The sequence below is a fragment of the Massilia sp. genome, assembly GCF_032106685.1.
In the GTDB taxonomy this organism is placed as follows: domain Bacteria; phylum Pseudomonadota; class Gammaproteobacteria; order Burkholderiales; family Burkholderiaceae_D; genus Telluria.
In genome coordinates this window covers 28352-45650 of the sequence record NZ_DAMCPG010000027.1, presented here as the reverse complement: position 1 = coordinate 45650, position 17299 = coordinate 28352, and the positions used below count along the sequence as shown (strand labels likewise).

At 67.9% G+C, this 17299-nt stretch carries 18 protein-coding genes; 14 read left to right on the top strand and 4 right to left on the bottom strand.

The genetic code is table 11. The annotated features are described in order from the left end of the window. Positions 1-3: 3 nt before the first annotated feature. Together RT688_RS15275 and RT688_RS15270 are read right to left on the bottom strand one after the other, a co-directional pair. On the bottom strand, positions 4-1161 hold the full coding sequence (locus tag RT688_RS15275; protein WP_313705705.1) for a molybdate transporter family protein: 1158 nt from the start codon (positions 1159-1161) through the stop codon (positions 4-6). An 8-nt stretch (positions 1162-1169) separates the two neighbouring features. After that, positions 1170-2264, bottom strand: coding sequence for a substrate-binding domain-containing protein (locus RT688_RS15270; RefSeq protein ID WP_313705704.1), 1095 nt, complete (start codon positions 2262-2264; stop codon positions 1170-1172). 94 nt (positions 2265-2358) lie between these two features. Here RT688_RS15270 and RT688_RS15265 point away from each other — a divergent pair, with 94 nt between their 5' ends. From RT688_RS15265 to RT688_RS15250, 4 genes are all read left to right on the top strand, one after another. After that, complete coding sequence (locus RT688_RS15265) at positions 2359-3201, top strand: substrate-binding domain-containing protein (RefSeq protein WP_313705703.1); 843 nt, start codon at positions 2359-2361, stop codon at positions 3199-3201. Positions 3202-3212: 11 nt separating this feature from the next. Then, complete coding sequence (locus RT688_RS15260; RefSeq protein ID WP_313705702.1) at positions 3213-4040, top strand: extracellular solute-binding protein; 828 nt, start codon at positions 3213-3215, stop codon at positions 4038-4040. 89 nt (positions 4041-4129) lie between these two features. Then, on the top strand, positions 4130-4366 hold the full coding sequence (locus tag RT688_RS15255) for a hypothetical protein (protein WP_313705701.1): 237 nt from the start codon (positions 4130-4132) through the stop codon (positions 4364-4366). Between the two features lie 82 nt (positions 4367-4448). Then, positions 4449-5441, top strand: coding sequence for an HDOD domain-containing protein (locus tag RT688_RS15250; protein ID WP_313705700.1), 993 nt, complete (start codon positions 4449-4451; stop codon positions 5439-5441). 44 nt (positions 5442-5485) lie between these two features. Here RT688_RS15250 and RT688_RS15245 read toward each other — a convergent pair whose 3' ends face one another. Beyond that, positions 5486-5911 carry a thioredoxin family protein gene (locus tag RT688_RS15245; RefSeq protein WP_313705699.1) on the bottom strand — a complete coding sequence of 142 codons (426 nt, stop codon included), beginning with the start codon at positions 5909-5911 and terminating at the stop codon, positions 5486-5488. A gap of 91 nt (positions 5912-6002) precedes the next feature. On the opposite strand from RT688_RS15245, the gene tsaB reads away from it, so the two are divergent. The 4 genes from tsaB to RT688_RS15225 are packed head-to-tail and all read left to right on the top strand — an operon-like array spanning position 6003 to position 9055. Continuing rightward, on the top strand, positions 6003-6719 hold the full coding sequence (tsaB, locus tag RT688_RS15240; RefSeq protein ID WP_313705698.1) for a tRNA (adenosine(37)-N6)-threonylcarbamoyltransferase complex dimerization subunit type 1 TsaB: 717 nt from the start codon (positions 6003-6005) through the stop codon (positions 6717-6719). Continuing rightward, entirely contained in the window at positions 6716-7198 is a 483-nt protein-coding gene (rimI, locus tag RT688_RS15235; protein ID WP_313705697.1) for a ribosomal protein S18-alanine N-acetyltransferase, read from the top strand. Before tsaB ends, rimI begins: the two co-directional genes overlap by 4 nt. Further along, positions 7195-8106: a uracil-DNA glycosylase gene (locus RT688_RS15230; protein ID WP_313705696.1), complete on the top strand. Its 912-nt coding sequence runs from the start codon at positions 7195-7197 to the stop codon at positions 8104-8106. The genes rimI and RT688_RS15230 overlap by 4 nt, the downstream gene beginning before the upstream one ends. Further along, positions 8087-9055: a DUF1853 family protein gene (locus RT688_RS15225; RefSeq protein ID WP_313705695.1), complete on the top strand. Its 969-nt coding sequence runs from the start codon at positions 8087-8089 to the stop codon at positions 9053-9055. Before RT688_RS15230 ends, RT688_RS15225 begins: the two co-directional genes overlap by 20 nt. Positions 9056-9279: 224 nt before the next feature. Here the strand turns inward: RT688_RS15225 and lplT are convergent, their stop codons facing one another. Then, positions 9280-10530 carry a lysophospholipid transporter LplT gene (lplT, locus tag RT688_RS15220; protein ID WP_313705694.1) on the bottom strand — a complete coding sequence of 417 codons (1251 nt, stop codon included), beginning with the start codon at positions 10528-10530 and terminating at the stop codon, positions 9280-9282. Positions 10531-10700: 170 nt separating this feature from the next. On the opposite strand from lplT, the gene alr reads away from it, so the two are divergent. The 6 genes from alr to pstA all read left to right on the top strand — a co-directional run bounded on the left by alr (position 10701) and on the right by pstA (position 17285). After that, a complete protein-coding gene (alr, locus tag RT688_RS15215) occupies positions 10701-11810 on the top strand; it encodes an alanine racemase (RefSeq protein WP_313705693.1) in 1110 nt (369 codons plus the stop codon). Further along, a complete protein-coding gene (radA, locus tag RT688_RS15210; protein ID WP_313705692.1) occupies positions 11803-13182 on the top strand; it encodes a DNA repair protein RadA in 1380 nt (459 codons plus the stop codon). Before alr ends, radA begins: the two co-directional genes overlap by 8 nt. Positions 13183-13275: 93 nt before the next feature. Next, positions 13276-13596, top strand: a complete 321-nt coding sequence (locus tag RT688_RS15205) for a PilZ domain-containing protein (RefSeq protein ID WP_313705691.1) — start codon at positions 13276-13278, stop codon at positions 13594-13596. Positions 13597-14284: 688 nt separating this feature from the next. Beyond that, positions 14285-15325 carry a phosphate ABC transporter substrate-binding protein PstS gene (gene pstS, locus RT688_RS15200; protein WP_313705690.1) on the top strand — a complete coding sequence of 347 codons (1041 nt, stop codon included), beginning with the start codon at positions 14285-14287 and terminating at the stop codon, positions 15323-15325. Between the two features lie 89 nt (positions 15326-15414). Continuing rightward, the gene (gene pstC / locus RT688_RS15195) at positions 15415-16431 is read left to right on the top strand and encodes a phosphate ABC transporter permease subunit PstC (RefSeq protein WP_313705689.1); all 1017 of its coding nucleotides are present in this window, start codon (positions 15415-15417) and stop codon (positions 16429-16431) included. Next, positions 16428-17285, top strand: a complete 858-nt coding sequence (gene pstA / locus RT688_RS15190; RefSeq protein ID WP_313705688.1) for a phosphate ABC transporter permease PstA — start codon at positions 16428-16430, stop codon at positions 17283-17285. Before pstC ends, pstA begins: the two co-directional genes overlap by 4 nt. Positions 17286-17299: the final 14 nt, after the last annotated feature.

Here is a 17299-nt window from a genome sequence, read left to right as displayed (position 1 = left end):
CTTTCAGGCTTGCCGGCGCAGCATCCAATGCACACCCACGCCGACCACCAGCGCCAGCCCGACGTTCCACAACGCCACCGCCGCCGTCACCAGCACCGGCAACAGCACCCGCCAGTCGCGCGTGCGCGGCACGTTCCCCGCGACCAGGCGCGCGCCGGCGAGGGCGAGGATGGCGCCCAGCACGGCGGCCGGGATGGCGTGCAGCAGGAAGGCGATCGCGCCGCTGAAGCACAGGGCCAGCACCAGCAGCACCGCGCCGAAGATGACGGGCGCGCCGCCGCCGCGCGCGCCGAAAGCGGCGTAGGCCGCCATGCCGCCGGCGCCGTGGCACATCGGCACGCCGCCGACCATGCCGCCGAACAGGTTCATCAGGCCGGTGGACAGCGACAGCTTCTTCACGCTGGCCGGCCGGTCGGGAAACAGGCGGTTGTTTTCCTCGCTGGCGCCGATCACCGCGTTGCCCAGGGTGAGCGGCAACTGGGGCAGGGCCAGCAGCAGGGTGCCGGCGACGAGGTCGTCCCAGCGCAAGTCGCCCGGCGCGAAGGCGGGCAGGCGCAGGGCGAAGGCGAAGCTGGCGTCGCGCCACAAGTCGGGGTTGCGCGCCACGCCATAGGCCAGGCCGCCGAGCAGCAGCACCAGCATCGCCGGGAACAGCCGGCTCCTGCGCAGCAGCAGCGCCAGCGCGAGTGCGGCCAGCGCCGCCCGCCAGTCCCCGTCCATCATGCGCAGCCCCTGCAGCACGAACGTCAGGCCCAGTCCCAGCATGACACCCAGCACCGCCGCGCGCGGGACCAGGCGCGCCAGCCGCGTCGCCAGGCCGCTCATGCCCAGCAGCAGCCACAGCGCGCCGGTTACCAGGCTGGCGGCGATGACCGCGTGGGCCGACAGCATGCCGGCCTGCGCCACGGCGAGGGCGCCGACAGCCTTCATCGGCTGCACCGGGACCGGCGTGCGATAGGCCAAGCCGCAGCAAACCAGAGCCACGCCGAAGGCGAGCAGGATGCCGACCGGGTCCATGCCGAGCACGGCGACGTAGGCGACCACGTAGGGAACGAAGGTGCCGAGGTCGGCGAAGGCGGCGGCCCATTCGGCGCGGTCGAAGCGTAGACCTTGGCGTTCGTCCGCCGCCAGTCCGCCACCATGCCTCAGCTGTTCATCCATGGCCGCTTTCACTTCGGCTTGCGAAACGCATACCAGGGCAGGGCGCGGCTGAGCGAAATCACTTCGCCGGCGCCCGCGGTGTCGTAGCCGGGCAGGTCGCGGATCCCTTCCTGCCAGGCGCTGCGTCCGAGCAGTTCGCGCAGGGTGCTGATCGGCGCCACGTCGACCGCCTCCTTCAGGCAGACAAAATAATACTGTTCGCGCATCACCGGAATGAAGTCGAGCCCGAACTCGGCGGCGGCGGCCTGGATACCGAAGCCGGCGTCGGCCAGGTTCGACGCCACCGCCGCGGCCACCGCCAGGTGGGTGGGCTCGGCGCTGTCGAAGCCCTGCACGCGGGCAGGATCGACCCCCGCCTGGGCCAATAACTGCTCGACCGCCAGCCGGGTGCCGGACTGGGGCTGGCGGTTCACGAAGCGCACCTCGGGCCGCGCCAGGTCCTGCACGCTCCGGATACGTTTCGGGTTGCCACGGGCGACCATCAGGCCCTGGCGCCTGCCGACGAAGTTGATCAGCTTGTGGCGCCCGGGTTTGAGCAGCGCCTTGAACGCCTTCTGGGTCATGCTGCCCGGGGCCCGGTCTTCGCTGACGTGAAAGCCCGCCAGCAGGCATTCGCCGCGGCTGAGGGCCTCGATGCATTCCATGCTGCCGCGGAACTGCAGGTCGAGGTAGAGCTTGGCGTCGCGCGCGAGGCTGTCCTTCAGGCGCGGCAGGGCCAGGTCGTGGCTGGCGACCATCGGGATCACGTGCACGTTCGGATCGAAGGCCAGCGCGAATTCGCGCTCCATCTCGGCGATCAGGTTCTCGACCTGGGGCATGACCCGCATCCGCGCGCGCTGTTCGGCGAACAGCAGTTTTTCGCCGAAGGGCGAGAGGCGGGCGCGCTTGCCGCGCTCCCAGACGATCAGGCTGGATGCGAGCGCCGTTTCCCATTTCTTCAGTTCGCCCCAGACGTGGCGGTAGGACAGTTGCAGGCGCGCGGCGGCCTGGCCGACCGAGCCGGAGGCGTGGATGGCGGACAGGATGTCGAACAGGGGATTGTCGAGCTGGGTCCGCATGCCGGCGCACCGGTCGAAGGTATAGGCAAGCTTAACGTGCAGCATTTTCAGGGTGCAACCTATGCAATGATGTTCATATTGAAAGTTTTTAAAGGCGGCTTACCATAGCACATCGATAACAATGACACAGGGGATGCGAATGGGGCTGCACTCGAACAAGCGTGCGCCGGGCGCGAACGTGGCCGCGAATCTGTTCGCCACTGTGCTTGCGGCTTCTGTTCCCGGCGCCGCGTTGGCGCAGGATGCGAGCCCGGTCCGGGCGGCCGTCGGGGCCCCCGTGCTGCTGGCGGCCGGCAGCCTGCGCCCGGCCTTCGGCGAGATCCTGGCGGCCTGGCGCGCCGCCGGCGGCGCCGATTTCGCGGTTCAGTACGGCCCCTCGGGCAAGCTGCGCAAGGAGATCGAAGGCGGCCGCGCCGTCGACCTGTTCGCCTCGGCCTCGCCCGAGCACACCGAGGCGCTGGCGCGCCAGGGCCTGCTGGGCGAGTCCCGCGTCTTCGCCCGCAACGCGCTGTGCGTGGTGTCCACGCCCGAGATCGGCCTGCGCGCCGACAAGCTGCTCGACACCCTGGCCCGCCCGAGCCTGCGGCTGGCCACCTCGACCCCGGGCAGCGACCCAATGGGCGACTACACCTGGCAGTTCTTCCGCAAGGCGGATGCGCAACAGCCCGGCCTGTACGCCGTGTTCGAGGCCAAGGCGCTCAAGCTGTCGGGCGCCGCCCATCTCGACCCGAACAGCACCTTGCCCTATATCGCGGCCTTCCGGGACGACAAGGCCGACGCCTACATCATGTACTGCACCAATGCGGTGGTCGTGCGCGACGCGCTGCCGCGCCTGGAGATGCTGCGCATCCCCGACAGCCTGAACGTACCGAGCAGCTACGGCATCGCCGCGCGCAAGGGCTCTATCGAGGGCGAACGCCTGCTGCGCTTCGTGCTCGGCGCGCCCGCCCAGGACATCCTGCGCAAACACGGATTTCAATGAAAGGAAAGAGCATGACCCGACTGAAGAAACACCTTGCCCTGCTGGGCTTCCTGCTGGCCACGGCGGTGGCGACCCCGGCCCCGGCCTTTGCCCAGCAGGTGATCCGCCTGTCGACCACCACCAGCACCGAGAATTCGGGCCTGCTGCAATACCTGCTGCCGAAGTTCGAGGCCAAGACCAACTCGAAAGTCAACGTGATTTCGGTCGGCACCGGCAAGGCGCTGGAACTGGCGAAGAACGGCGACGTCGACGTGACCCTGGTCCATGCGCGCGCCAGCGAAGACAAATTCGTGGCCGAAGGCCATGGCGTGAACCGGCGCGACGTGATGTACAACGACTTCATCATCGTCGGCCCCGAGAACGATCCGGCCGGTATCAAGGGCAGCAAGGACGTGCTGGGCGCGATGAAGAAGATCGTCGACAGCAAGTCGAAATTCATCTCGCGCGGCGACAATTCCGGCACCGACCAGATGGAAAAGGCCTACTGGAAGCAGGTCGGCAGCCAGCCCCAGGGCCCGGCCTACGTGTCGGCGGGCCTGGGCATGGGCGAGGTGCTGAACATGGCGGCCGAACTGCGCGCCTATACCCTGACCGACCGCGCCACCTACATCGCCTACCGCGCCAAGACCGGCCTGCAGATCGCGGTCGAGGGTGATCCGAAGATGTTCAACCCCTACGGCATCATCGCGGTCAATCCGCAGAAGCACAAGGAAGCCAACTACAAGGGCGCGATGCAGCTGGTCGAGTGGATCACCTCGCCCGAGGGTCAAAGCCTGATCGGCGCCTTCAAGGTCGACGGCCAGCAGGTGTTTTTTCCATCATATAAAGGTGGGCAGTAGCAGGGCTTTGCCTGCCGGCTAGGCGACGCCGCCTGCCGGCGGGCTGTGTCACACTGGCATGCCATCGAACGACACGCAGGAGGAGCATCATGGCAAACCAGAACCAGCCGGGCCGGCAAGCCCAGCCCGACGCGCAGCAGGCGGGCCAGCCGCCGCAGCAGCAGGAGCAGCAACAACAGCAGGAGCGCGACGCCGCCCAGGCCCAGGGCGAGGCGCGCGGCGAGGAAAGCTTCGACGGCCTGAAGGACAAGAAGCCCGAGGACCTGACGCCGGAAGAGCTGCGCCTGATGGCCGACACCATGCCGGGCGAAGGTCCCGGCGACTGATCCTCCGGCCGTTTTTCGGAGAGGCTTGCCGTCGCATCATGTAAAATCCCCGGCGACTGCATTTTCATAGGTGGCACGCGACATGGGGTGGATCGGCAAGCTGTTCGGCGGCGAAGGAGAAAAACCGGCGGCGCGGACGGTCGAGACGGCGGATGCGGCGGCGCTGGCCGACGCGCACGCACCGGCCACCGCCGCCGAGGTCGACGCCGCCTGGTACCGCTGGCTGGTCGGCGCGAGCTGGCCGGCGGCCTCGCCCGATACCGAACACCGCATCCTGGCCGAGCTGGCGCGCCTGGGGCAGTCGCCGTCCTCCGGCGCCGCCCTGGTGCCGCGCGTTCCCGAGATCATCCCGCAACTGCTGCGCACCCTGCGCGACGAGAACATGAACGCGGCCGACCTGTCGCGCCAGATGGGCAAGGACGTGGTGCTGGTCGCCGAGGTCTACCGCGAAGCCAACTTGCCGCGCTACCGTCCGCGCTACCACGCCGGCCCGCCGGTCGACAGCATGGAAGCGGCCATCATGCTGCTCGGCCAGAACGGCATGCGCATGCTGCTGGCGCGCGTGGCCCTGCGTCCGGTGCTGAGCGTGCAGACCGGCGCGCTGGCGAAGCGCGCGGCGCCGCTGGTCTGGACTCAGTCCGAAAAATGCGCGCTCGCCGCCAGCATCCTGGCGCCGCATGCGCGCGCCAATCCCTTCGAGGCCTACCTGGCCGGCCTGATCGAGAACGTCGGCCTGGTGGTGGCGCTGCGCCTGGTCGACATGGCCTGCAAGGACGGCGCGCTGCCGCAGTCCGACGATTTCGTCGCCGGACTGTTCGCCGGCGCCCGCCTGCTGTCCTCGCGCATCGCCCGGCTATGGGAATTTCCCGAGACGGTGGCCGAGGCGATCGCGCGCGCCGGCCGCTCCGAGGCGCCGCCCCTGGCCCGGACGCTGGCGCTGGCCGACCGCCTCGGCAAGCTGCGCATGCTGGTCGACGCGGCGCGCGTCGGGATGGACGATCCTTTCGTGACGGCCGGGCTGGACCGCGCGGCGCTGGGCTGCTTCGAGCGCTTGCAGGACGAGGAAGAAGAGTAGGCGCGGCGCGGACGCCGCGAGGCGACGCGTGGCTGAGGTGACGCTCAGGCGGCGCTCTGCAGCAGCGTGCGCAGGTTGCAGTCGCGCTGCCAGGTCCGCCGCTCTTCGCTGGACTGGGCCAGGCGCGCCAGTTCCTCCGGCGCCAGTTCGGCCTGGGCCTGGACCAGGCGGTCGGCGACTGCGGGGTCGGGCAGCATGGTGCCGAAGAAGGCGACCGTGTCCTCGCGCTGCACCAGCAGGGCAGGGAAGTTCTCGACGTCGAGGTCGCCGACCACGTCGGCCTGGTCTTCGATGTCGATCCAGACAAAGACCTTGTCCGGGTGGCGCGCGGCCAGTCCTTCGAAGGCGGCGCGGTAGCTGCCGCAGGTGCCGCACCAGGCCGCGCACAGGCAGGCGACGACCCAGCGGTCGCCTTCGATGGCGGCGGCGATCGTGTCGCGGTTGTCGAACTCGAGTGTCAGGCTATGCATGGGCGCATTCTACCTCGGGCGCGGCAATCCAGCAGCAGGGTGTTGGCCGGCGGCCATGGCCGGGTCCCGCTCCGGCGGGTTAAAATAACGCATGCCTATCATCCTTGCTATCGAAACCTCGTCGGAACTCGCCTCGTGCGCGCTGCTGTCCGGCGCCCACCTTTATTCGCGCGAATCCGGCGGCGTGCGCACCCATTCCCAGGCCGTGCTGCCGATGGTGCAGGAACTGCTGCTGGAAGCCGGCGTGAAGCTGGCCGACGTCGACGCGATCGCCTTCGGCGCCGGTCCCGGTTCCTTCACCGGCGTGCGCACCGCCTGCGGCGTGGCCCAGGGCCTGGCCTACGGCGCCGACCTGCCGGTGGTCCCGCTGGTTACCCTGGAAGCGATGGCCGAAGCCTGCCGCGCGCGCACCGGGGCGACCGAGGTGCTGGCGGTGCTCGACGCGCGCATGGGCGAAGTCTACTGGGCGCAGTACCGCTACGACGGCGGCTGGTACGTCGTCTCCGAACCGGTGCTGGCGGCGCCGGATGCCGTGCAGCCGCTGCCGGCCGCGGGCCTGGTCGCCTGCGGCAACGGCCTGGCGGCCTATCCGGAGGCCTTTGCCGGCAAGGATTTCGCGGATGTCGTCGTTCCGGGCATCGGCGACATCGTCCCGCACGCGCGCGAGCTGGCCGTGCTGGCCGTGCCCGCGCTGGCGGCCGGGCAGGGTGTGCCGGCCAGCCAGGCCCAGCCGCTCTACCTGCGCAACAAGGTGGCCTACACCAGCGCCGAGCGCCAGGCGATCAACGCGGCCAAGGCCGGCGCATGACCGGCGTGCCTGTTCCGCCCGGACTGGCGCTGCGCCCGATGCTGCCGGCCGACGTCGACGAGGTCCATGCGCTGGAGTGCAGCGTGTTTCCGCACCCGTGGAGCCGCGCGAACTTCGACGATTGCCTGGTCAGCGGCTACGACGCTTGGGTCGCGCGCGAGGAAGTTGGCAAGCAGGCCGGCAAGCTGGCCGGCTATTTTCTCCTGATGTACGCGCTCGACGAAGCCCACCTGCTCGACGTGGCGGTGGCCGGCGAACGCCATGGCACCGGCCTCGGCCGCTGGCTGCTCGACAGCCTGTGCGCGCGTGCCCGCGAGATGGGCGCGACGTCGGTGCTGCTGGAAGTGCGCCCGTCCAACGAACGCGCGCTGCACGTCTACCGGCGCTACGGTTTCGCGGAGATCGGGCGGCGCAAGGGGTATTATCCGGCGCATGAGGGCAAGCGCGAGGAAGCGATCGTGATGAGGCTGGACGTATGAAGGTGAGCGAACGCGACGAGGTCTTCCTGCAGGAGATGGGCATCGCCCCGCTGTGGCGCCTGCGCCATGCGCCGCAGGAAGCGGCACAGGAGGAAGCAGGGCAGGCCGGGGCGGCGGAGGCATCCGCGCCCGTGGCCGAGGCAGCGGCTGCACCGGCGCTGGCGCCTGTCGCCCCCGCACCGCCCCCCGCACCCGTGCGTCCGCCCGAGCGCGACCCGGCCTGGGGTCCGATCCCGGTCACGGCCGCGCCGCCGCCGCCCGCCTGGACACCGCCGCCCCCGCCCGAGCCGGAGCCCGACCCGTTCGCCGTCGACGAGGCGGCGATCGCGTCCATGGACTGGGACGAGCTGCGCACCGCGATCGCCAACTGCAAGCGCTGCGGCGCCTGCGCGGGCGGCGCGAAGCCGGTGTACGGCGCCGGCGCCCGCGAGGCGCGCTGGTTCGTCGCCGCCGGGGCCAGCTCGGCCGCCGACGAGAAGGCCGGCGCGCCGCTGTCGGGCGAGGCCGGCAAGCTGCTCGACAACATGCTGGCCGCGGTCGACCTGTCGCGCGAGCGCGATGTCTACGTCACCAACCTGGTCAAGTGCCGGCCGACGACCGCGAACGGCGGCGACCGCGCGCCCACCCAGGACGAAGCCGCCGCCTGCCGCCCCTTCCTGGAGCGCGAACTGGCGCTCACCAGGGCATCGACCGTGCTGACCCTGGGCCAGATCGCCGCCAACGGCCTGCTCGGTAAGCCCTTGCAGGAGCCGCTGGCCGGCTCGCGCGGCGCGGTCCACGCCTTTGGGGCGGCCAGCCTGGTGGCGACCCTGCATCCGGGCGAGCTGCTGCGGCGCGGCCTGGACAAGGCCCAGGCCTGGGCCGACCTGTGCCGCGCGCGAGCTGTCCATGCGCGACGGGACCGATAGCTACCAGGCGTCTTTCCACCGCCGCTGGGGCCACCTGCGGCGCGCGCGGGTGCGTGCGCTGGCCTGGCTCCTCGATTCACCCGATCTGCTCGACGCCGGCGCCCCGCACTGGCAGGGCCGCATCGCCTCGCTGGGACCGGTAGCGGAGGAAACCGCGCGCTGGCTGGCCGAGCTCGACCGCGACCCGGCGCCGCTCGACGCCGCCCTCGGCCCGCGCGTCTACACCCGCCTCGGGCTGTACGCGGAAAAGCTGATGGCCTTTTATTTCCAGCACCAGGGCCGCCTGATCGCGCACGGCCTGCAGGTGCGCGCCGGCCGCAACGACACCGTCGGCGAATTCGACTTTTTGCTCGAGGCCGGCCCGGACGCGGCCGAACACATCGAGTTCGCCACCAAGTTCTACCTGCTGCAGGGAGAGGCGGACAAGGAATTCGACGCCCTGGTCGGCCCCAACCTGGCCGACAGCCTGGGCGCCAAGATGCGCAAGATCTTCGAGCGCCAGCTGGAACTGGGCGCGCATCCGGCCGCCCAAGCCTTGCTCCCAAGGCCGGTGGTGCGAGCGCGCGCGCTGGTGAAGGGCTGGCTGTTCTACCCGGCCGGCAGCTGGCCGGCGATGAGCGGCATCACCGCCGGCCACTGCCGCGGTTTCTGGTGCGCGCTGGACGAGCTCGATGCGACCGGGGCGGATGCCTTCCTGATCCTGCCGCGCCTGCAGTGGCTGGCGCCGTTCCGCGCGCTGTCGGCCGCCTCGTTGATGAACCGCGCGCAGTTGCACGCGGAGCTGGAGGCGCAGTTCGAGGAATCGGCGTCGCCGGTGCTGGTGGCCGTGGTGCGCGAGACGCCGGGCTGCGTGGAGGAGATCGAGCGCGGCTTCATCGTGCCGGACGACTGGCGCGAGCGCGCCGCGGCCCGCCGCGCCGGCGATGCGACGCGAAATATTGTTTGGTAATATTGCAATAATTGCAAATATTCGTAGGGTGGGGTCATTGATGCCGGGGGCATCAATGACGTGCCCACGCGTTACCTGCGTCTCTCATATTGTCGGCCGCGACGTAGCGCTACGCGGCGTTGACAGAATCCCTGGCGGCAGAGTGATGCGTTATCGAGCGATGTTTCCCGGTACGTAGCCGAAGGATGCGCCCGAAACGCGTGGGCACGGCGTGCCCACCCTACTTAATGCTTGTGCTCGCCAATCAAAGCCAGCGAATCGTGCTGCGCCTGGTTGCGCTGGTGACGCTTGAGGATGAGCCAGGTGATGCCCGCGATCGACAGCCCGAAGATCACGATGATCACGTTCAGGTCGAGGTTCAGGGTGATCATGATGGCGTACATCGCCAGCATGGTCAGGATCGACAGGTTTTCGTTGAAGTTCTGCACGGCGATCGAGTGGCCGGCGCTCATCAGGACGTGGCCGCGGTGCTGCAGCAGGGCGTTCATCGGCACCACGAAGTAGCCCGACAGGAAGCCGATCAGGGCCAGCAGCGGGTAGGCGACAGCGACGTCGTAGACGAACACCATCACGGTCACGACCAGGCCCATGAGGATGCCCATCGGGATCACGGTCAGCGATTTCTTCAGCGGCACGATCTTCGCCGCCAGCGCGGCGCCGACCGCGACACCGATCGCGACCACGCCGATCAGGTTGGTGGCCTTGTCGAGCGGCATGTCCAGCGAGCGCTCGGCCCACTTCAGCACGATGAACTGCAAGGTCGCGCCCGCGCCCCAGAACAGGGTGGTAATCGCCAGCGAGATCTGGCCCAGCTTGTCCTTCCACAGCGTGGCCGAGCAGTTGGCGAAGTCGGCGATCAGCTTCATCGGATTGCGTTCCTGGTGCTCGTAGCGGGCGCCGGTGTCGGGAATGCGCAGGTTGAACAGCGCGGCAAGGATGTAGATGCCGACCACGACCGCCATCGCGGCCTCGCTGGTGGTGTCGATGCCCGGGATGTGCAAGCCTACCAGGAAGGCGGAGCCGGCCTGGCTCACCAGCGCGCCGCCCAGCACGGTGCCGAAGATGATCGACATCACGGTCAGGCCCTCGATCCAGCCGTTGGCGGCGACGAGTTTTTCCGGCGGCAGCAGTTCGGTCAGGATGCCGTACTTGGCCGGCGAATACACGGCCGCGCCGAAGCCGACCACGGCGTAGGAGAGCAGGGGATGCACCTCCATGAACATCAGGGCGCAGCCGAAGATCTTGATCAGGTTCGCGATGAACATGACGCGGCCCTTCAGCATGGCGTCGGCGAAGGCACCGACGAAAGCGGCCAGCAAGACGTAGAACAGGACGAACGACAGCTTCAGCAGCGGAGTCAGCGAAGCCGGGGCATTCATCGTCACCAATATGTCAATGGCTACGAACAGCAGCGCATTGTCTGCCAGCGACGAGAAGAACTGCGCCGCCATAATGGTGTAAAAACCACGGTTCATCGAGAGTATCTGAAAACGAGTGTGGGTTGCTTTATACCATGAAAGGTCGGCTCGCCAAAGAAAACAGCCGGGCAGGACCCCGTCCGGTCCGGTAAAATAGAACCCTTCACCTAATTCACGATTCGCCCGGTTTTCGGTCTTTTTTCGTCATTTTTTACTGTCCGCCTGCCATGCCACGCCCGCTTTGCGCCACCATCCACCTCGATTCGATGCAGCATAACCTGGCGCGCGCGCGCGCCTGCGCTCCCCAGTCCCGGCTGTGGGCGGTCGTCAAGGCGAACGCCTACGGCCATGGGCTCGAGCGCGGCATGAAGGGCTTCGCCCAGTCCGATGGCCTGGCCCTGATCGAGACCGAGAACGCTCTGCGCCTCCGCGAACTCGGCTGGGTCAAGCCGATCCTGCTGCTGGAAGGAATCTTCGACGTCTCCGACGTGCCGCTGCTGGCCGAGCACAACATCAACAGCACGGTGCACTGCCTGGAGCAGATCAAGATGCTCGAGTACACCCAGCTGTACCGCCCGATCGACGTGCACCTGAAGATGAACACCGGCATGAACCGCCTCGGCTTCAAGCCGGAAGAATACGCCGCCGCGTACAAACGCCTGCGCGCGATTCCGGGTGTGCGCAACATCACGCACATGACCCACTTCGCCAACGCCGACGAGCTCGAGCACCCGCGCCTGACCATCGCCGAGCAGGTGCGCCGTTTCCGCAGCGGCGTCGAAGGCCTGGAGGGCGAGCGCAGCCTGTCGAACTCGGCCGGCGTGCTGCACAACGAAGCGCTGGCCAGCGAACTGCAGAACGACTGGGTCCGCCCCGGCATCATGCTCTACGGCGGCACCCCGGGCGGCGGCCGCACCGCGCACGACTTTGGCCTGCGCCCGACCATGACCCTGGCCTCCGAGATCATCGCGATCCAGGACCTGGTGGCCGGCGACACGGTCGGCTACGGCAGCCGCTTCGAGGCGACGGGACCGATGCAGGTCGGCGTGGTGGCCTGCGGCTATGCCGACGGCTATCCGCGCCACGCGTCGCATGGCACGCCGGTGATCGTCGACGGCATCCGGACCAGCGTGGTCGGCCGGGTGTCCATGGACATGATGACGGTGGACCTGACGCCGATCGCCAACGCGCGCGTCGGCAGCAAGGTCACGCTCTGGGGCGACGGCCTGCCGATCGACGAGGTAGCGGGCGCTTCCGGCACCATCGGCTATGAATTGATGTGCGCGCTCGCGCCGCGCGTGCGCGTGAGCGAAGGACGGATGGGAACCAATGGCTAAGGCAAAAACCCAGTACGTGTGCAGCGAGTGCGGCAGCGTATCGAGCCGCTGGATGGGCCAATGCCCCGACTGCAAGGCCTGGAACACCATGGTCGAGACGGTGGCGGAAAGCGCCGGCGTGAACCGCATGTCGCAGACCCAGCACCACAAGGCGCTGGCGCAGACCGCGCCGGTGCTCTCGCTGGCCGACATCGAGGCGATCGACGTGCCGCGCTTCGGCACCGGTATCGAGGAATTCGACCGCGTGCTGGGCGGCGGCCTGGTCGCCGGCGGCGTGGTGCTGATCGGCGGCGACCCCGGCATCGGCAAGTCGACCCTGCTGCTGCAGGCGCTGGCCAACCTTGCCTCGGTGCGCAGTACTTTATATGTGAGCGGCGAGGAATCGGGCGCCCAGATCGCGCTGCGCGCCAAGCGCCTGGCGGTCGACGCCAAGGACCTCAAGTTGCAGGCCGAGATCCAGCTCGAGAAGATCCTCGGCACGCTGGCCGACCTGAAGCCGGAAGTGGCGGTGATCGACTCGATCCAGACCCTGTATTCCGACGCGCTCACGGCGGCTCCGGGTTCGGTGTCGCAGGTGCGCGAGTGCGCGGCGCAGCTGACGCGCGTGGCGAAGCAGACCGGCGTGACCATCATCCTGGTCGGCCACGTCACGAAAGAGGGCGCGCTGGCCGGTCCGCGCGTGCTCGAGCACATCGTCGATACCGTGCTGTATTTTGAAGGCGACACCCAGTCGAGCTTCCGCCTGGTGCGCGCCATCAAGAACCGCTTCGGCGCCGTGAACGAGCTGGGCGTGTTCGCGATGACGGAAAAGGGGCTGAAAGGAGTGTCGAACCCCTCGGCCCTGTTCCTGTCCCAGCACGACAGCCAGGTGCCGGGCTCCTGCGTGATGGTCACGCAGGAAGGCACGCGGCCGCTGCTGGTCGAGATCCAGGCCCTGGTCGACGCCAGCCACCTGCCGAATGCGCGCCGGCTCTCGGTCGGCCTGGAACAGAACCGCCTGGCGATGCTGCTGGCCGTGCTGCACCGCCACGCCGGCATCGCGGCCTTCGACCAGGACGTGTTCATCAACGCGGTCGGCGGGGTGAAGATCGCCGAGCCGGCGGCCGACCTCGCGGTGCTGCTGGCGATTAACTCGTCGATGCGCAACAAGCCGCTGCCGCGCGGCCTGGTCGTGTTCGGCGAAGTCGGCCTGGCCGGCGAAATCCGCCCGGCCCCGCGCGGCCAGGAACGCCTGAAGGAAGCGGCCAAGCTGGGCTTCTCGACAGCGATCATCCCGAAGGCGAACGTGCCCAAGCAGAAAATCGAGGGCATGAACATCATCTCGGTCGAGCGTATCGACCAGGCTTTCAGCAAGCTGCGCGAACTCGACTAAGCGCGCCTGTCCGGCATGAAAACCGGGCCCGCTCAGCGGGCCCGTGTGTTTTTACCTATAATGAGGCCCGTTTTAAGTTTCAGCTGGTAAATTGTGCAGACAGATCAAAGGCAGTCCCCACGCAAGGTATTCAAGACACGCGCCATGCTGGCCGTCGAAGGCGCGGCGCCGGTGCTGGGCCGCACCACCGACATCGGGGCCAGCGGCGTCAGCGTGAGCGTGCCGCATCCGGTCGGCGTCGGCCAGTCGGCCCAGTTGCGCTTCGACTTGCTGGTCGACGGCAATATCGTCCCGGTGAACACGCGCGCCAAGGCGCAGTACTGCATCCTCAGCGGCGGCGATTTCAAGGTCGGTTTCCAATTTGTCAACCTGGAGCTGGCCGCCATGACGGCACTCTCGCGCTTCCTGCGTTAAGGACCGCGGCAGGAATCTTGGATGCCAAGGCGAAAGCGGCGAGCGCCCATCGGGCCTCGCCGCTTTTTCGTTGCTTGCGCTGACCCTTGAAAGGGCCGTTCGCTATTCGTGATAGCGGTCGTGCAGGGCTTCGGAACTGCCTTCGATTTCCTGGAAGATTTCGTAGGCAATCAGGCCAACCATGCCACTCAGGATTGCAAATACAAACATATTCCACATACGACTCAAACGCTCTTCAGCATCCCCTCCGTGTCAAGATGACAGTTTGAGCATAGCAGCCGGTGGTGTATTTACAAGAGTGGGGCCCGCCTATATTTGCAGCCGGCTTCGCGCGGCCGTGGCGGCCATCCGCGCCGGGCAGGGCGGCCGCGAACGCAATGAAACTAGCCGTCATCAATTGTGTGACGGCCATTCGCGCTTCGCGGCACCATGACGCCGGAATCCACGTCGCGGGCGTGCACGGCGCCCTCCTGCGGCCGTGACCGGTTCGTCATGAAGCCGACACCGTGCTGAAACATACGTGTGACAGGCCCGGCCGCCATGTCATCGATTCGATGACATGGCCGCGCGCCGCCGCAGGTGGGATGGGAATGTCATCAACTTGTCATATTCGGTCAGTAGACTTCGCGCTAATTGAACCGGGGCAGCCCGGGGCGCAGTCCGCGCCACTTTCTGAAAGGATATCGATATGCGTATGAAGCACCTGCTCCTCTCCGTCGCGGTGGCCGCCGCCACCCTGGCGGCGGGCGCCGCCCAGGCGGTCAACATCACCGGCGCCGGCGCGACCTTCCCCTATCCGATCTACGCGAAGTGGGCGGAAATGTACAAGGCGGCCAGCGGCAACGGCCTGAACTACCAGTCGGTGGGCTCGGGCGCCGGCATCAAGCAGATCAAGGCCAAGACCGTCGACTTCGGCGCATCCGACATGCCGCTGCCGGCAAAGGACCTGGAGGCCAGCGGCCTGTTCCAGTTCCCGGCCATCATGGGCGGCGTGGTGCCGGTCGTGAACATCTCGGGCGTGGCCCCGGGCCAGGTCAAGCTGACCGGCCCGGTGCTGGCCGATATCTTCCTGGGCAAGATCACCAAGTGGAACGCGCAGCCGATCGCCGCCCTGAACCCGGGCGTCAAGCTGCCGGCCGATAACATCACCGTCGTGCGCCGCGCCGACAGCTCGGGCACCTCCTTCCTGTTCACCGACTACCTGGCCAAGGCCAGCCCGGACTGGAAATTGAAGATCGGCGCCGGCACCTCGGTCAAGTGGCCGACCGGCGTGGGCGGCAAGGGCAACGAGGGCGTGGCCGCCAACGTGCAGCGCATCAAGGGCGCGATCGGCTACGTCGAGTGGGCCTACGCCAAGAAGAACCGCATGGCGCACACCCAGCTGCAGAACCGCGAAGGCGCCTTCCTCCAGCCGGACGACGCCGCCTTCAAGGCCGCTGCCGCCAGCGCCGACTGGGCCAAGGCGCCGGGCTTCGGCGTGGTGCTGACCGACCAGCCGGGCAAGGCCAGCTGGCCGATCACCGGCGCCTCGTATATCATCATGTACAAGGCCCAGGCGGATGCGGCCAAGGGCAAGGAAGTGCTGAAGTTCTTCGACTGGGCCTATCGTGAAGGCGACGCCGCAGCCGCCGACCTGGACTACGTGCCGATGCCCGACGCCGTCACCAAGCTGGTGCAGGATGCCTGGCGCGCGAACGTGAAGGATGCCGCCGGCAAGGCGGTCTGGTAATCGCGCGATAAGAAGCACCACGCGAAGCACCGAGCCAAGCCGCCGGGCCAGCCCGGCGGCGATCATCGCGGCACACACAAGAACATCACATGAGCGCACATCCTTCCGTCACCATCGAGGACAAGGCCCCCTTGGCCGCGGCCGACCACGAATACGCCGCCCTGCGCAAGACCATGCGCAACCAGCGCATCCAGGACTTCCTGTTCCACAAGATTACCCTGCTGTTCGCCGCCAGCGTGCTGCTGGCCCTGCTCGGCATCATCGTCTCGCTGGCGATCGGCGCGGCGCCCGCCTTCAAGGAATTCGGCGCCGCCTTCATCACCACCGTCGAGTGGGACCCGATCGAGGACCGCTACGGCGCCCTGATCGCCATCTGGGGCACGGTCGCCACCTCGCTGATCGCGCTCCTGATCGCCTTTCCGATCAGCTTCGGCATCGCCCTGTTCCTCACCGAGATCTGCCCCGCATGGCTGCGCCGCCCGATGGGCACCGCCGTCGAGCTGCTGGCCGGCGTGCCGTCGATCATCTACGGCATGTGGGGCCTGTTCGTGTTCGCGCCCCTGTTCGCCGACTACGTGCAGCCGCTGCTGCAGAACACCCTCGGCCAGCTGCCGGTCGTCGGCCAGCTGTTCCAGGGCCCGATGATGGGCATGGGCATCCTCACCGCCGGCCTGATCCTGGCCGTGATGATCATCCCTTTCATCTCCTCGGTGATGCGCGACGTGTTCGAGATCGTCCCCGCCGTGCTGAAGGAATCGGCCTACGGGCTGGGCTGCACCAAGTGGGAAGTGGTGCGCAAGGTCGTGCTGCCCTACACCCGCAACGGCGTGGTCGGCGGCGTGATGCTGGGCCTGGGCCGGGCGCTGGGCGAAACCATGGCCGTCACCTTCGTGATCGGCAATGCGCACGAGCTCTCGACCTCGCTCTTCATGCCGGGTAACTCGATCTCCTCGACCCTGGCCAACGAATTCGCCGAAGCGACGCCGGGCCTGCACGTGTCCTCGCTGTTCGCCCTTGGCCTGATCCTGTTCGCGATCACCTTCATCGTGCTCGCCGCTGCAAAACTGATGTTGGTGGGCATGTCCCGCAAGGAAGGTGTGAAATGATCGGCATCGTCAAGAACCCCGTGTACCGCCGGCGCCTGCTGGCGCACCGCATCGGCATCGCATTGTCGGTGCTGGCGATGGCAATCGGCCTGGCCTTCCTGGCCTGGATCCTGGCCACGCTGCTGATCCAGGGCTTTGGCGCGCTCTCCGGCCCGATGTTCAGCCTCGACACCCCGGCCCCGGGCAGCGCGGGCGGCCTGCGCAACGCCATCGTCGGCAGCCTGATGATGGTCGGCCTGTCGACCCTGGTCAGCACGCCGGTCGGCATCCTGGCCGGCATCTACCTGGCCGAGTACGGCGAGACCAACCGCTTCGGCCAGGTCACGCGCTTCGTCACCGACATCATGCTGTCGGCGCCCTCGATCGTGATTGGCCTGTTCGTCTACGCCCTGTACGTGGCCAACGTGAAGCACTTCTCGGGCTATGCCGGTTCGATCGCGCTGGCGCTGATCGCCATCCCCGTGGTGGTGCGCACCACCGACAACATGCTGCGCCTGGTGCCGAACAGCCTGCTCGAAGCGGCCTTCGCCCTCGGCGCGCCGCGCTGGAAGGTGGCGATGCTGGTGCGCCTGCGCGCCGTAAAGGCGGGCGTGATCACCGGCGTGCTGCTGGCCCTGGCCCGCATCTCGGGCGAGACCGCGCCGCTGCTGTTCACCGCGCTGAACAACCAGTTCTTCAGCACCGACATGGATGCGCCGCTGGCCAACCTGCCGGTCGTGATCTACACCTACGCGATGAGCCCCTACGACGACTGGCGCTCGCTGGCCTGGGGTGGCGCGCTGCTGGTGACCTTCACCGTGCTGTTCCTGAACATCCTGTCGCGTACCCTGTTCTCGCAGAAGACCCCGCGTTAATTTATCTTGAAAAC